This is a genomic window from Silvania sp. (genome assembly GCF_051656365.1).
Classification (GTDB): domain Bacteria; phylum Pseudomonadota; class Gammaproteobacteria; order Enterobacterales; family Enterobacteriaceae; genus Enterobacter; species Enterobacter hatchlandensis.
In genome coordinates this window covers 1-13,773 of record NZ_JBOGBT010000083.1, presented here as the reverse complement: position 1 = coordinate 13,773, position 13,773 = coordinate 1, and the positions used below count along the sequence as shown (strand labels likewise).

General features: G+C 56.8%; 12 protein-coding genes and 1 pseudogene. 9 read left to right on the top strand and 4 right to left on the bottom strand.

Annotated elements, in window-relative coordinates:
• The first annotated feature begins 125 nt into the window (after positions 1-125).
• Positions 126-1,823, top strand: coding sequence for an NAD-dependent malic enzyme (locus ACRDD5_RS15400; RefSeq protein WP_271281069.1), 1,698 nt, complete (start codon positions 126-128; stop codon positions 1,821-1,823).
• A 119-nt stretch (positions 1,824-1,942) separates the two neighbouring features.
• Here ACRDD5_RS15400 and cspE read toward each other — a convergent pair whose 3' ends face one another.
• Positions 1,943-2,155: a transcription antiterminator/RNA stability regulator CspE gene (gene cspE, locus ACRDD5_RS15395; protein ID WP_166182458.1), complete on the bottom strand. Its 213-nt coding sequence runs from the start codon at positions 2,153-2,155 to the stop codon at positions 1,943-1,945.
• A 363-nt stretch (positions 2,156-2,518) separates the two neighbouring features.
• Here cspE and ACRDD5_RS15390 point away from each other — a divergent pair, with 363 nt between their 5' ends.
• Positions 2,519-2,689 (top strand): YnfU family zinc-binding protein, encoded by a 171-nt coding sequence (locus tag ACRDD5_RS15390; RefSeq protein ID WP_336264600.1) that lies wholly within the window; start codon positions 2,519-2,521, stop codon positions 2,687-2,689.
• A 129-nt stretch (positions 2,690-2,818) separates the two neighbouring features.
• Here the strand turns inward: ACRDD5_RS15390 and ACRDD5_RS15385 are convergent, their stop codons facing one another.
• Positions 2,819-3,037, bottom strand: coding sequence for a cold shock domain-containing protein (locus ACRDD5_RS15385; protein WP_271281067.1), 219 nt, complete (start codon positions 3,035-3,037; stop codon positions 2,819-2,821).
• A 529-nt stretch (positions 3,038-3,566) separates the two neighbouring features.
• Between ACRDD5_RS15385 and ACRDD5_RS15380 the strand changes: the two genes are divergently transcribed.
• Positions 3,567-5,273 carry an ABC-F family ATP-binding cassette domain-containing protein gene (locus ACRDD5_RS15380; protein ID WP_438677226.1) on the top strand — a complete coding sequence of 569 codons (1,707 nt, stop codon included), beginning with the start codon at positions 3,567-3,569 and terminating at the stop codon, positions 5,271-5,273.
• Positions 5,274-5,309: 36 nt separating this feature from the next.
• Here ACRDD5_RS15380 and ACRDD5_RS15375 read toward each other — a convergent pair whose 3' ends face one another.
• Entirely contained in the window at positions 5,310-5,909 is a 600-nt protein-coding gene (locus ACRDD5_RS15375) for an inorganic diphosphatase (RefSeq protein ID WP_438677225.1), read from the bottom strand.
• Between the two features lie 276 nt (positions 5,910-6,185).
• Between ACRDD5_RS15375 and adhP the strand changes: the two genes are divergently transcribed.
• Positions 6,186-7,199 (top strand): alcohol dehydrogenase AdhP, encoded by a 1,014-nt coding sequence (adhP, locus tag ACRDD5_RS15370; RefSeq protein WP_438677224.1) that lies wholly within the window; start codon positions 6,186-6,188, stop codon positions 7,197-7,199.
• 18 nt (positions 7,200-7,217) lie between these two features.
• On the opposite strand, the gene ACRDD5_RS15365 is transcribed toward adhP, so the two are convergent.
• Entirely contained in the window at positions 7,218-7,736 is a 519-nt protein-coding gene (locus tag ACRDD5_RS15365) for an RrF2 family transcriptional regulator (protein ID WP_271281063.1), read from the bottom strand.
• Between the two features lie 200 nt (positions 7,737-7,936).
• Between ACRDD5_RS15365 and ACRDD5_RS15360 the strand changes: the two genes are divergently transcribed.
• From ACRDD5_RS15360 to ACRDD5_RS15340, 5 genes and pseudogenes are all read left to right on the top strand, one after another.
• Positions 7,937-9,139 (top strand): NAD(P)/FAD-dependent oxidoreductase, encoded by a 1,203-nt coding sequence (locus ACRDD5_RS15360; protein ID WP_438677223.1) that lies wholly within the window; start codon positions 7,937-7,939, stop codon positions 9,137-9,139.
• A 142-nt stretch (positions 9,140-9,281) separates the two neighbouring features.
• Positions 9,282-10,901, top strand: a complete 1,620-nt coding sequence (locus tag ACRDD5_RS15355; protein ID WP_438677222.1) for a TIGR04028 family ABC transporter substrate-binding protein — start codon at positions 9,282-9,284, stop codon at positions 10,899-10,901.
• A 10-nt stretch (positions 10,902-10,911) separates the two neighbouring features.
• Positions 10,912-11,856: pseudogene (locus ACRDD5_RS15350) on the top strand (ABC transporter permease).
• On the top strand, positions 11,853-12,704 hold the full coding sequence (locus ACRDD5_RS15345) for an ABC transporter permease (protein WP_438677221.1): 852 nt from the start codon (positions 11,853-11,855) through the stop codon (positions 12,702-12,704). The pseudogene ACRDD5_RS15350 and the gene ACRDD5_RS15345 overlap by 4 nt, the downstream one beginning before the upstream one ends.
• The coding region (locus ACRDD5_RS15340) for an ATP-binding cassette domain-containing protein (RefSeq protein ID WP_438677220.1) at positions 12,701-13,773 on the top strand (1,073 nt) is incomplete at its 3' end. The genes ACRDD5_RS15345 and ACRDD5_RS15340, both read left to right, overlap by 4 nt.

Here is a 13,773-nt window from a genome sequence, read left to right as displayed (position 1 = left end):
TGCATGTTGCGGTTTTTAACAATCACCTCCTTTATACTACCCGCCTGACGCCTCCCTGATAGCGCCCCCCCTGACGATGATTAATAGCAGTGCCAGGGATGGATTTTTAAATTTAAGTGAGTGACATGGACAACAAAGCGAAAACCAACCGTTCCCTTTACATCCCTTATGCCGGGCCCGTGCTGCTGGAATTCCCCCTGCTGAACAAGGGCAGCGCCTTCAGTAAAGAAGAGCGCAGCAGCTTTAACCTGCTGGGACTGCTGCCGGAAGTGGTGGAAACCATCGAGGAACAGGCAGAGCGCGCGTGGATCCAGTATCAGGGCTTTAAAACCGAAATCGATAAGCACATCTACCTGCGCAACATCCAGGACACCAACGAAACCCTCTTCTACCGCCTGGTGGAAAACCATCTCGACGAGATGATGCCGGTGATCTACACCCCGACCGTTGGGGCCGCCTGCGAACGCTTCTCCGAAATTTATCGCCGTTCGCGCGGGGTGTTTATCTCGTGGGCCGATCGTCACAACATGGACGACATCCTGCAGAATGTGCCTAACCACAACATCAAAGTGATCGTGGTGACCGACGGGGAACGTATTCTTGGCCTGGGCGACCAGGGGATCGGCGGGATGGGTATTCCAATTGGCAAACTGTCCCTGTATACCGCCTGTGGCGGCATCAGCCCGGCATATACCCTGCCGGTGGTGCTGGACGTCGGGACCAATAACCAGCAGCTGCTCAACGATCCGCTGTACATGGGCTGGCGTCACCCGCGCATCACCGATGAAGAGTATTATCAGTTCGTCGATGACTTTATCCAGGCGGTTAAACAGCGCTGGCCGAACGTGCTGCTGCAGTTTGAAGACTTCGCGCAGAAAAACGCCATGCCGCTGCTGAACCGCTATCGCGACGAGATCTGCTCCTTCAATGACGATATTCAGGGCACCGCCGCCGTGACCGTCGGCACGCTGATTGCGGCCAGCCGTGCAGCGGGCAACCAGCTGAGCTATCAAAAAATCGTTTTCCTGGGTGCCGGCTCTGCCGGGTGCGGGATCGCCGAACAGATCATCGCCCAGACCCAGCGCGAAGGATTAAGCGAAGATCTGGCACGCTCGCGGGTGTTCATGGTTGACCGCTTCGGCCTGCTGACCGATGCGATGCCAAACCTGCTCCCGTTCCAGAACAAGCTGGTGCAAAAGCGCGACAACCTGAAAAACTGGGACACCGACAGCGAAGTACTCTCCCTGCTGGACGTGGTGCGCAACGTGAAGCCGGATATCCTGATTGGCGTCTCCGGCCAGACCGGGCTGTTCACCGAAGAGATCATCCGCGAGATGCACAAATACTGTGCCCGCCCGATTGTGATGCCGCTCTCAAACCCAACCTCCCGCGTTGAAGCGACCCCACAGGACATCATCACCTGGACCGAAGGCAATGCGCTGGTCGCCACCGGCAGCCCGTTTGCGCCGGTGGTATGGAAGGATAAAACCTACCCGATCGCCCAGTGCAACAACTCCTATATCTTCCCGGGAATTGGCCTCGGTGTGATCGCCTCCGGGGCATCGCGTATTACCGACGAGATGCTGATGTCCGCCAGTGAAACGCTGGCCAAACACTCGCCGCTGGTAAACAACGGCGAAGGCCTGGTGCTGCCGGAGCTGAAGGACATTCATATTGTCTCGAAAGCCATCGCCTTTGCGGTCGGCAAAATGGCCCAGCAGCAGGGCGTGGCGGTGAAAACCTCTGCCGACGCGTTGCAGCAGGCAATTGACGAGAACTTCTGGAAACCGGAATACCGCAACTACCGTCGGACCTCGATCTAGCCCCAGGTCCAGATAACAAAAAACCCGCACAAGGCGGGTTTTTTTATTATCAATTTCGCTTAGCTGCTCAGACTATTGTCTTCATCGCAAGTGTAAGCTTAGATGATAATTAGCGCATATTACAGCGCTGAGACGTTTCCGGCTGCAGGGCCTTTCGCGCCACTTTCAATGGTGAAGGAAACTTTCTGGCCTTCATCAAGTGTCTTAAAGTTGTCGCTCTGAATAGCAGAAAAATGCACGAATACATCTTTGCTGCCGTCGTCAGGAGTGATAAAGCCAAAACCTTTATCAGCGTTAAACCATTTTACTAAACCAGTCATTTTGTTAGACATAGATACTTCCTTAATTAATGAGCCACTTAAATGCGGCTGTGATGGCCTGTTTTTTTAGAGTTACTTATTTGGCACTATAGGAGGAGGCTCATGAAGAAGGGTATCGACTGATAACACTTGAACTGAGGACTGCTTTACTAAAACTGCTTTCATAAGGTCTGCTTTCCAAACCGATGAATCATTAAGACACAAAGAAATTAATTGCACAATGTTTATCTTTGTTTATTTTAACCGCTTAACCACCCGGATGGCTATATGACGGATAAAAGCGTGTTGTATCAAGGCAGACCTGGTGCAGTGAAAATAAAAAAACAAGCATCATGCTGATCAAACGTGTAAGGTAACCCTCCCTTAAATCAGGAGATGCCTATGTCCGGACGTAAAAACACGCAAGCCCGTCGTAATCACTTAGTTAAATGCCCATGCCCAAGCTGTTCAAAAGATTCTGAACATAGCTTCAGTCGCGTACAAAAAGGGGCGCAACTTGTCTGCCCGTACTGCAGTACTTTATTCAAATCAACACAACGAATTTAAAACGCCAGCGCTTGCCAAATGAGACGGATGAATAAGTTCTGGAAACGAATCATTTGGCAATCTTAACTGACAGCGAAACATCGCCTGCCCAGCCGTTCTCCGATTAGGTTTATCGCAACCCATCGCTGTTTATTTGTCGCAAAGTATTACACTGGCAGCAGCAGGACCTTTGTCACCGCTGCGGATAGAAAATTCAACCTTTTGGCCTTCAAAAAGTGTTTTTAAGTTATCCCCTTCAAAGGCAGAGAAATGAACTGCAACATCTTTACTGCCATCCAGCGGAGAGATAAAACCAAAACCTTTATCATCTTTAAACCATTTAACCAGACCTTTAATTCTTGCGGACATACGGACTCCTGTTGAAGATTTATAAATTTTAGCGTGAGTAATAAACGTAGGGAATTAAGCGTATGGACTCAAAGGGAGGGGATATCAGCGATAGCGCCAGGTCATGAGGACGTCTAAGAAAAATCTTTTACGTTTGTTTGCGTATTGCGACTAAGGTTTCATTAATGCACGACCAGCATTAATAAGCAATTTTTATTTTAACTAACCGGCAGTGCTGATAAAAAAACAATTACGCCGCTCCAGGTGTCCGGATACGCCCTTCCCTTGTCGAACTTCCCATTCCCCGCTACACTCCTTAAACCCAAAAATCAGACAAATTTATAAGGAGGCTAATTATGCTGTGCTGTGAAATTTTTGATATTTCACTTCACCTTGGTGATCGCACCTGCTCAAGCGTTATCGGTTTCGTGCTGCGATAACTTCGGCTTGAGCGAAGACACCTAAGACAATCCCTTCTCTCGGGCTTACCGGGTTATCGTCAGCGATGATTGACGAGGCATTTCTATGCCTGCAACTCTTGAGTAAGCAAATGAGCACACTACTGACTGCACAATTCCTGCGTGTTGATACCGCCTTCGACACCCTGTTTAACGACCTCACTTTTACCCTGAAAAAAGGCGACCGCATTGGTCTGCTTGGCGATAACGGCTGCGGCAAAAGTACCCTGCTGAAGATCCTCGACGGCACCGATACCCCGGCATCCGGGACGGTAGCGCTGGCCGGACACTGCCTGATGGCACGGGTGGAACAGCATCTCCCGGAATCTGTCTACCCCCTGACCATGCTCGACGCGGTCCTGGCGCAGCTGCCGGTGGCCGAGCGCGAGAGCCTGCGCTGGCGGGCTGAATCCTTGCTGGCCGGGATGGGCTTTTCCGTTGCCGACACCGGGCTGCAATCGGCGACCCTCAGCGGCGGACAGCATACTCGCCTGCTGCTGGCGCGCGCCCTCATCCATCAGCCGGATCTGCTGCTGCTGGATGAACCCAGCAACCACCTCGATCTACCCACTCTGCTGTGGCTGGAGCAGTTTTTGCAGAACTGGTCCGGCAGCTTTGTGCTGGTCTCCCACGACCGGCAGCTGCTGGATGCGGTGACGAACGGCAGCTGGATCCTGCGCGACAAAACCCTGCACGCCTTCGCCCTTCCCTGTACCCACGCGCGTCAGGCGCTGATGGCGAAAGATGAAAGCGATGCCCTGCGCCGTAAAGCCGAGCAAAAGGAGATCGACCGGGTCACCGTTAGCGCTAAACGGCTGGCCACATGGGGAAAAGTCTACGACAACGAAGATCTGGCCCGTAAAGCCAAACAGATGGAAAAGCAGGTTGAACGACTGAAAGAGAGCCAGACTTCGCTCACCGCCGGCAGCCCGTGGACCTTGACCCTGCGCGGCGAGGCGCTGCCCGCCAACCGCCTGCTGGAGGTAGACATTCTCGACGTGCCGCCCGCGCCGGGCCTGCCCGCGCTGTTCACGATGCACAACATGCGGATGAAAAGCGGCGACCGGGTGGCGATTGTCGGGCGCAACGGCTGCGGGAAATCCTCCCTGATGAAGCTTATCTGGCAGCAGTTTATCGGCAACAGCGACGGCGCCGGATTGAACATCCATCCGCGCGCCACGCTCGGCTATTACGACCAGACGCTGCACCAGCTGGCGGATGACGCCACGCTGAGTGACGCCCTTGAGCCATTTGCCCCCGATCCGCAGGTACGCAAGATGGCGTTAATCAGCGCCGGATTCGGCTGGGCGCGTCATGGACAACGGGTCAACACCCTCAGCGGGGGCGAACGTTCGCGGCTGCTGTTTATCGGCCTGACGCTCGCCCGCTACAGCCTGCTGATGCTTGATGAACCGACTAACCATCTGGATATGGAGGGCAAGGAGGCGCTGGCCGGGACGCTGCAACAGTTTACCGGCGGCGTATTGCTGGTCAGCCATGACCGACAGCTTATCAGCCAGAGCTGCAACCGTTTCTGGCTGATTGAGGACGGCACGCTGAGTGAATGGCACGATGCCGATGCGGTATTTGCCCGTCTGCGTGATGGCAGCGTGCTGAATACCGTGCCGGTTTCGACAGTAGATAATAAGCATAAAGACATCGCAGACGATCTGCTGGAGCGGTTAATTCAGCTGGAAGCACTGCTGGAAGAAGACCAGTTGCGTAAGCCTAAGCATCAGAAGCCGCAGCTGCAGGCGCAGTGGCGGGAGGAAATTGCTGCGCTCAGCGCGCAGCTGTAAGCCAGTGCCCGGCGGTAAACCCCGCCGGGCCGGTTATTACTGGGGCTGTTTGGTTTTCCAGGCATCCCATGCCTGTTTGATTTCCTGCTTAGCGCTGGCGGCGTCGTTAAAGCCGTTCAGCTCCACCGATTTACGCCCTTCCGGCAGCTGTTTATACACCCGGAAGAAGGCTTCCAGGCGCTGCTGCTCAATCTTCGGCAGATCGCTCAGCTCTTTAATGTCGTCATAGGTCGGGTCAATTTTGCTGGCCGGAACGGCGACAATTTTGTCGTCCTTCTCACCGCCGTCGATCATCTTCAGCACGCCAATGGCGCGCAGTTTAATCAGCGTGCCTGGGGCCATCGGGGCACGGGTGTAAAATACCACGTCCAATGGATCGCCATCCCCCGCCAGAGACTGCGTCAATGAACCATAATTAGCGGGATAGGCAACCGGCATCGACTGGAAACGGTCGGCAATAATAAAGCCGGTTTTGGCATCGGTTTCATATTTGATAATCCCGCCCGCCGGAATTTCGGTGACGGCATAAAACTCTTCCGGGTTATTGTCAGGCTGAGGGAAGTCGAGGATGTTTTGCGCCTGCACGGAAGCGGACAGGAGAACGCTCACTGCGAGAAGTTTTTTTACCAGGTGCATTGTCTTTTTAACTCTTCGGTTATTGAGAAGAGCACACCTTACGGCTTTGAAATGTCAGAAACATGACACATTTGCTACAGAAATAATCACCACACAATCATTGATGACATTACTATTTTCAGGGGTGATAGAAACAACAAATTCTAATTAAATTATTACATTATGTTGCTCCGGCCTTGCACAACGCATTAAAAAAATTAATCCTTAAGGAGTATTTCCCGTGTGTTGCATGCCCTGTCTGCCTTGCAGATCCTCATCATGAAAATGGAGAAACATATGAAAGCTGCTGTCGTAACCAAAGACCATCAGGTAGAAGTGACCGAGAAAACCTTACGCGCTCTGAAGCATGGCGAAGCGCTACTGAAGATGGACTGTTGTGGCGTATGCCACACCGATCTTCACGTTAAAAACGGCGATTTTGGCGATAAGACCGGGGTGATCCTCGGCCACGAAGGGGTTGGCGTAGTGCAGGTGGTTGGGCCGGGCGTCACCTCGCTCAAGCCAGGTGACCGCGCAAGCGTGGCGTGGTTCTTCGAAGGTTGCGGCCACTGTGAATACTGCAACTCCGGCAATGAAACGCTCTGCCGCACCGTGAAAAACGCCGGGTATTCCGTTGATGGCGGCATGGCAGAAGAGTGCATCGTCACCGCCGATTACGCAGTCAAAGTGCCGGACGGGCTGGATTCCGCCGCGGCCAGTAGCATCACCTGCGCCGGGGTGACCACCTATAAAGCAGTGAAAATTTCTGAGATTAAACCGGGCCAGTGGATCGCCATTTACGGTCTCGGCGGGCTGGGTAACCTCGCGCTGCAATACGCGAAAAACGTGTTCAATGCCAAAGTGATCGCCATCGACGTCAACGACGAACAGCTGAAGCTGGCCACCAGCATGGGTGCCGATCTGGTGGTGAATTCCCGCACTGACGATGCCGCGAAATTTATTCAGGAAAAAACCGGCGGTGCACATGCGGCGGTGGTTACTGCGGTGGCGAAAGCAGCCTTCAACTCTGCTGTCGATGCGGTTCGCGCCGGTGGCCGTGTGGTGGCCGTCGGCCTGCCGCCGGAAGCGATGAGCCTGGATATCCCGCGTCTGGTGCTGGACGGCATTCAGGTGGTGGGCTCACTCGTGGGCACCCGTCAGGATCTGACCGAAGCCTTCCAGTTTGCTGCCGAAGGCAAAGTGGTGCCGAAAGTGGCCCTGCGTCCGCTGGGGGACATCAACGCCATCTTTAAAGAGATGGAGCAAGGCCAAATCCGTGGCCGTATGGTGATTGATTTTCGTTCTAAATAATCGTTAACCGCCACTCCCTCACAGCGAGGGAGTGGAATTCCGCCGATCTGAAATCCACTCCTGCACCTCAATCTGAAACGTATCCGGCGCCTTGCGGAACATTTTGCGTGCCAGGTCGAGAATGGTATGGCGGGCCAGCTCCTCTTCCATCCGCTGCTGGGCGCTGTCCATTACCGAGCGCACGCCGCACGGGCCATCACAGACCCACGCAGGCGGAGTTTCATCAAAGACCGCCAGTCTCTGGCGTATTTCCCGGCACTCAAACATATTCTTTTCACCATCAATGGCATGCGCCACATCCAGCACGGTAATCAGTTCAGCCGGGCGCGCCAGTTTAAAACCGCCCCCCTTGCCTTCTGTGCTGGTTACCAACCCGGCACGCGATAAACGCGTGAAGATCTTGCCCAGGTAGTCATACGGTACGCCCTGTAATGCCGCCAGTTCCCTGACGCTCATCTCACGATCGTTACCTTTCGCATCCACCATCGACATCAGGCTGTGAATGCCGTATTCCACACCGGAACTGTAAAATGCCATCTTTGACTCCGAATTTTCTGTTCGGGGTCATTATAGCCATGTTCGCTAAGATATAAAAACGCCGCTCCCCACCTTTCATTTAAGCCCTTGTTTTAGCATTGAACATTTTTTTGACTCGGAAAGATCTTGTCGCAGTTAACTGCGACAAGTATAGTTGCAGTTATGTCAGACACACGGCCTGACGAGCAAAAGGATCGAAGATGAAGAAGCAAATTTTAATTGTGGGCAGCGGTTTTTCCGGGATGTGGGCAGCGGTGAGCGCCGCACGCGTGGCCGATATCGAGGGGTGCAATGACCTGCGCATTACCGTGCTGGCCCCGCGCGCTGAACTGCGTGTTCGCCCGCGGTTTTATGAAGAACAGGTGGCGGGATTTGTCGCACCATTAAGCGATCTGTTTGCTGAATTGAATATTGAATTTATCGCTGGTGATGCTGAACGCATTGATGTTAAAGAGAAAATTGTCTGGTATCGCGATCCTCACGGCGGCACCGTTCCGGCAACTTATGATCGTCTGGTGCTGGCCACCGGCAGCCAGACCCGCCGTCCGCCCATTGCAGGCCTGGCAGAGCATGCATTTGATATCGACCAGTTAGAATCGGCGCAAGTTTTCGAAAAGCACCTCGATTCACTGGTGACGCGCCCTGCCTCGGCTGCGCGTAACACCGTGGTGGTTTGCGGTGGTGGATTTACCGGCATTGAACTGGCTACCGAACTCCCTGCCCGTCTCCGCGCTCGCTTTGGCGATGATACAGAGACCAAAGTAATCGTAGTTGAACGCGGTGCAGCGATCGGTGGCCGTTACAGTGAAGCCCTGCGCAGCACCATCGAAGCGGCAAGCGACGAACTGGGCGTTGAATGGCGTCTGAACAGTGAAATTGAAGCCATCGATGCCAGCGGCGTGACGCTGAAAAATGGCGAGCGGATTGACGCGTTAACCGTGGTCTGGACCGCAGGTGTTGAAGCCCATCCCCTGAGTGAGCAGATTGACGGCGAACGCGACAGTCAGGGCCGTCTGAAGGTTAACGCAAGCCTGCAGGTTCCGGCGCAGGCGGACATTTACGCCACCGGCGACATGGCACACGCCAAAACCGACGATCTGGGCAACACCGCTCTTATGACCTGCCAGCACGCCATTCAGTTAGGCAAGTTTGCCGGCCACAACGCCGCAGCCAGCTTGCTGAACGTAGAACCTTATCCGTACCGTCAGGTGAACTACGTGACCTGCCTCGATCTGGGTGCCTGGGGCGCGGTGTATACCGAAGGCTGGGAACAGGAGGTCAAATCCGTGCGTGATGAGGCGAAGAAAATCAAAATCGCCATCACCAACGAGCTGATTTATCCCCCGGCAGCCGACCGCGCCGTGGCCTTTGCCGCCGCCGATCCGCTGGCGAAATTTGTCTAGCCCCCCGCTAACCGCGCCGCTTCTGGCGCGGTTTTTATTTGCACTTTCCGGCAATCCTTAGCTCAATTCCTTTGTTCCTTTGTTTTCTGCGCCGTCTGATGATGAATCCGACGCTAACAAGAAGATAACAAAGGAATTCACCATGCAAACCCCATTTCGCCTGCCGCTGCTGACGGCGCTGATCGTTGCAGCAACCACAGCCTGGGCCGCAGAGACGCCCGTTAAAGGCGGCACGCTGGTCTATCTGGAACAACAGGCACACACCAACCTCTATCCCCCGGCGGGCGGATTCTATCCGAACGGCGGCATTCTGAATCAGATCACCGACAAGCTTACCTGGCAGAACCCGGAAACCTTACAGGTCGAGCCGTGGATCGCCGAGAGCTGGACCACCAACGCCGATAAAACCGAATACACCTTTAAACTTCGCCCTGGCGTGACGTTCTCTGACGGCACCCCGCTGGATGCCAGCGCGGTGGCAAAAAACTTTGATACCTACGGCCAGGGCAATAAAGCCCAGCGCCTGCCGGTGTCGGAAGTGATCAACAACTACGATCGCAGCGAAGTGATCGACCCGCTGACGGTGAAGTTCTACTTCAAGAAACCGTCACCGGGCTTTTTACAGGGCACCGCCACCATCGGCTCCGGGCTGGTGTCGTTGAGTACCCTGAAACGCAACTTTGAAGAGCTGGGCGATGCCCGGCATATCATCGGCTCCGGCCCGTTCGTGGTGAAGGACGAAAAGCTGGGGCGCGAAGTGAATCTGCAGGCGCGTAAAGACTACGTCTGGGGGCCGAAAAACCTCGCCCAGCAGGGTCCGGCTAATCTGGAGGGCATTACCTATCTTGTCACCCCGGAAGACAGCGTCAGGGTCGGCGCGCTGCTGGCCGGACAGGCCGACTTTATCCGCCAGGTGCAGGCCTATGACGAAAAACAGGCCACCGACCAGGGATATAAAATCTACGCCGCCCCCACCCGCGGCGTGAACGACAGCATCAGCTTCCGCCCGGATAACCCGCTGGTGGCCGACGTACGGGTGCGTCAGGCGTTGTTGCACGCCACCAATGCGAAGCAGGTCGTCGAGACCCTGTTCTCGCCTAATTATCCGCAGGCCAAATCAGTGCTCGCTAACTCTGCCGCAGGCTATGTCGATCTGAGTGACAAACTGACCTTCGACCCGGCCAAAGCCAGCGCCCTGCTGGATGAGGCAGGCTGGAAAGCGGGCAGCGACGGGATACGAGCCAAAGACGGCCAGCGTCTGGCTCTGACCATCTATGAATCCCTTCCGCAGCCGCAGAATAAAGAGGTATTGCAGCTGGTCGCCCAGCAGTGGCGCCAGGTCGGCGTGGCGCTGAGCGTCAAAGCCGGAGATGCCGGCAGCCGCACCCTCGATAACCTCGACCCGCTGAAAACGCCACTCACTGTCTCGGAAGTGGGCCGCGCCGACCCGGACGTGGTGAAAAGCATGTTCTACCCGGCCAACCGCGATGCCCTGCTACAAAAAGGCGGCTCCAGCGACAAGGTCAAGGGCTTTAGCGACGACAAGCTCAACGCGCTGCTGGTGAATATCTCCGCCGAAGTGGACCCGCAGAAGCGGCTCCAGCTGACCGGCGACGCCCAGCGCTATCTGCTGGATAACGCCTACGTGATCCCAATCTTTGAAGAGCCACAGGTGTTTGCCGGTGCGCCGTGGCTGAAAGGGGTCAGTTTTGAAGCCGTCGGCCGCCCGTCGTTCTACGGGGCGTGGATCGCGAAACACTAAGGGGGCAACCATGAGCCGCTATCTGCTGCAACGCGCCGGGCTGGGACTGCTGGTGCTGTGGGCCGCGTTTACCCTGTCGTTCCTGCTGCTGCAGGTCCTGCCGGGTGATGCGGTCCTGATTAAGTTCCAGAACCCGGATCTGGGCCTCAGCCCGGCGCAAATCGAAGAGATGCGCATCGCCTACGGGGCAGACAGCCCGCTGTGGCAGCAGTATCTGCACACGCTGGGGGCGATGCTGCACGGTGATTTTGGTTTCTCGCTGCAGGCGGGTGTCGCGGTCAGCGAGCTTATCGCCACCAACCTGCCGGATACCCTGAGCCTGGCGCTGCCCGCTTTTATTCTGGCGGTAGTGCTGGCATTTACGCTGGCGCTGGCCTCACGCCTGCCGGGACTGCGTTGGCTGAGCAACGCCATTCAGTCCCTGCCGGTGCTGTTTATCTCCCTGCCGACCTTCTGGCTCGGGATTGCACTGATTCAGCTGTTCTCGTTCCAGCTGCGGCTGATCCCGGTGATTAACCCTTCGCCGCTGCAGGGCCTGATCCTGCCAATTATCACCGTCGCCATTCCGATCTCCGCCCCGCTGGCGCAGATCCTGATGCGCAGCCTGGACCAGGTCGCCGCCCAGCCGTTTGTCGCGGTAGCCCGGGCCAAAGGGCTGAGCGAAACCGCCGTGCTCTGGCGGCACGTTACGGGCAATGCGCTACTGCCGGTACTGAATATCGCCGGTCTGCTGCTGGGCGAACTGATTGCCGGGGCGCTGATCACCGAAACCGTGTTTGGCCGCAGCGGGCTGGGAATGCTGACCCAGCAGGCGGTCAATAACTAGGATATCGCCGTGCTGCAGGCGGTGGTGATGATTTCGGCCCTCGGCTTTGTGCTGATTAATCTGCTGGTGGATCTGCTGATGCCGTTGTTCGATCCCCGCCTGCAAACCGTAACCGGAGGTGCTGCATGAGCCTTGTCGATTATGCCGCCGCGGCGCGCAGGCGTGTGCCTGCCTGGCGTGGCTTACGCTGGCAGCCGGGGTTATGGCTGGCCTGGACCGTGATTGTAGTTGCCGCGCTGGCGGCCATTGCGCCGGGCTTGTTTACTCACTTTAGCCCGGTTGAGGGCATTGCCGGGGCGCAGCGGCTGGCACCACAGGCCGAATACTGGCTCGGCACCGACCAGTTGGGGCGCGATGTCTATACCCGTATCGTCTATGGCGCATCGCACTCGTTGAGCGCCGCGCTGGTGGCCGTGGCAATGGGGCTTGTCATCGGCACCGCCATCGGGGTCATTGCGGGTGCCTTTGCCGGACGCGTGGAGTCGGTGCTGATGCGACTGGTGGATGTCCTGCTCGCTATCCCGTCGCTGCTATTGTCGCTGACGGTAATCATTCTCCTCGGCTTTGGGACCCTGAATGCCGCCCTCGCCGTTGGGGTGGCGTCTATCGCCAGCTTTGCCCGCCTGGCACGCGGGGAAGTGGTGCGCATTCGCCACACCGATTATGTCGAAGCGGCGTTTGGCAGCGGGGGCACCTTCTGGACGGTGCTGTGGCGGCATATTCTGCCCAACTCCCTGACCGCGGTGCTGGCCTTTGCCACCCTGCAGTTTGGTCAGGCCATCCTGGCCCTGTCGACGCTGAGCTTCCTCGGTTACGGCACCCCGCCGCCGATCCCGGAATGGGGCCTGCTGATTGCCGAAGGGCGTAACTATCTCTCAACCGCCTGGTGGTTGACCACGTTCCCCGGTCTGGTGGTGATCGCCGTGGTGCTGGCCACCAACCGGATCAGTCGTCAGTTAAGCGGAGGTCGCCCATGACCGTTCTGTCTGTTGAAAACCTCACCCTCAGCTACCGTTCGGGCCGCGAGTGGCGCGAAGTGGTGCATAACGTCAGCTTTACCCTCGGGCGCGGCGAGATGCTGGCCTTTGTCGGTGAATCCGGCTCGGGAAAAACCACCACCGCGCAGGCGATTATCGGCCTGCTGGCGGATAACGCCCGTCGCGACGGGGGCAGTATCCGTCTGAACGGCGAAGATCTGAGCCAGTGGTCGGCAAAACGGCTCGACAGCCTGCGCGGGGCTCGTATCAGCCTGGTGCCGCAGGATCCGGGTAACTCCCTCAATCCGGTGAAAACCGTCGGCGCTCAGGTGGGCGAAATCCTGCGCCTGCATCAAAAAATTGATAAAGCAGAGTGCGAACAGCAGGTGCTGGCGCTGTTGAGTAAAGTGGGCCTGAGCCACCCGGAACAGCGGATGAAGCAGTTCCCGCATCAGCTCTCCGGCGGTATGAAACAGCGGGTTTTGATTGCCATCGCCATCGCCCTGCGCCCGGATCTGATCATCGCCGATGAACCGACCAGCGCGCTGGATGTGACGGTGCAAAAGCGCATTCTGGATCTGCTGGACGTGCTGCGCCGGGAATCCGGCACGGCGGTGCTTTTTGTCACCCACGACCTGGCTCTTGCCGCCCAGCGTGCCGACCGTCTGCTGGTGTTCCGCAACGGCGAGGTACAGGAGCACGGCGCTACCGCTGACGTGGTGCGCGCCCCGCAGCACGCCTATACCCGCCAGCTGCTGAGTGATGTGCAGGGCCAACGCGTAACCATCGCCCCGGTGTCGGGCCGCCCGCTGGCCTCGCCCGCCATTCAGGCTATCGGGATCAGCAAACGTTTTGCGCTGGGCAAAGGCCACCAACTGCAGGCGCTGGATAACGTCAGCTTTGTCGTGCAGCGCGGCAGCACCCATGCGCTGGTCGGGGAATCGGGCTCCGGTAAAACCACCCTTGCCCGCATTTTACTGGGGTTTGAGCAGGCCGACAGCGGACAGGTGAACATCGATGATATCAATGCCACCAGCCTCAGCCACGAGGCGCGCCGCCAGCTGCGACA

Excerpts from the sequence above, each read along its gene's own strand:
- ACRDD5_RS15400 (WP_271281069.1), top strand. The coding sequence starts at position 126 with ATGGACAACAAAGCGAAAACCAACCGTTCCCTTTACATCCCTTATGCC.
- cspE (WP_166182458.1), bottom strand. The coding sequence starts at position 2,155 with ATGTCTAACAAAATGACTGGTTTAGTAAAATGGTTTAACGCTGATAAA.
- ACRDD5_RS15390 (WP_336264600.1), top strand. The coding sequence starts at position 2,519 with ATGCCTATGTCCGGACGTAAAAACACGCAAGCCCGTCGTAATCACTTA.
- ACRDD5_RS15385 (WP_271281067.1), bottom strand. The coding sequence starts at position 3,037 with ATGTCCGCAAGAATTAAAGGTCTGGTTAAATGGTTTAAAGATGATAAA.
- ACRDD5_RS15380 (WP_438677226.1), top strand. The coding sequence starts at position 3,567 with ATGAGCACACTACTGACTGCACAATTCCTGCGTGTTGATACCGCCTTC.
- ACRDD5_RS15375 (WP_438677225.1), bottom strand. The coding sequence starts at position 5,909 with ATGCACCTGGTAAAAAAACTTCTCGCAGTGAGCGTTCTCCTGTCCGCT.
- adhP (WP_438677224.1), top strand. The coding sequence starts at position 6,186 with ATGAAAGCTGCTGTCGTAACCAAAGACCATCAGGTAGAAGTGACCGAG.
- ACRDD5_RS15365 (WP_271281063.1), bottom strand. The coding sequence starts at position 7,736 with ATGGCATTTTACAGTTCCGGTGTGGAATACGGCATTCACAGCCTGATG.
- ACRDD5_RS15360 (WP_438677223.1), top strand. The coding sequence starts at position 7,937 with ATGAAGAAGCAAATTTTAATTGTGGGCAGCGGTTTTTCCGGGATGTGG.
- ACRDD5_RS15355 (WP_438677222.1), top strand. The coding sequence starts at position 9,282 with ATGCAAACCCCATTTCGCCTGCCGCTGCTGACGGCGCTGATCGTTGCA.
- ACRDD5_RS15345 (WP_438677221.1), top strand. The coding sequence starts at position 11,853 with ATGAGCCTTGTCGATTATGCCGCCGCGGCGCGCAGGCGTGTGCCTGCC.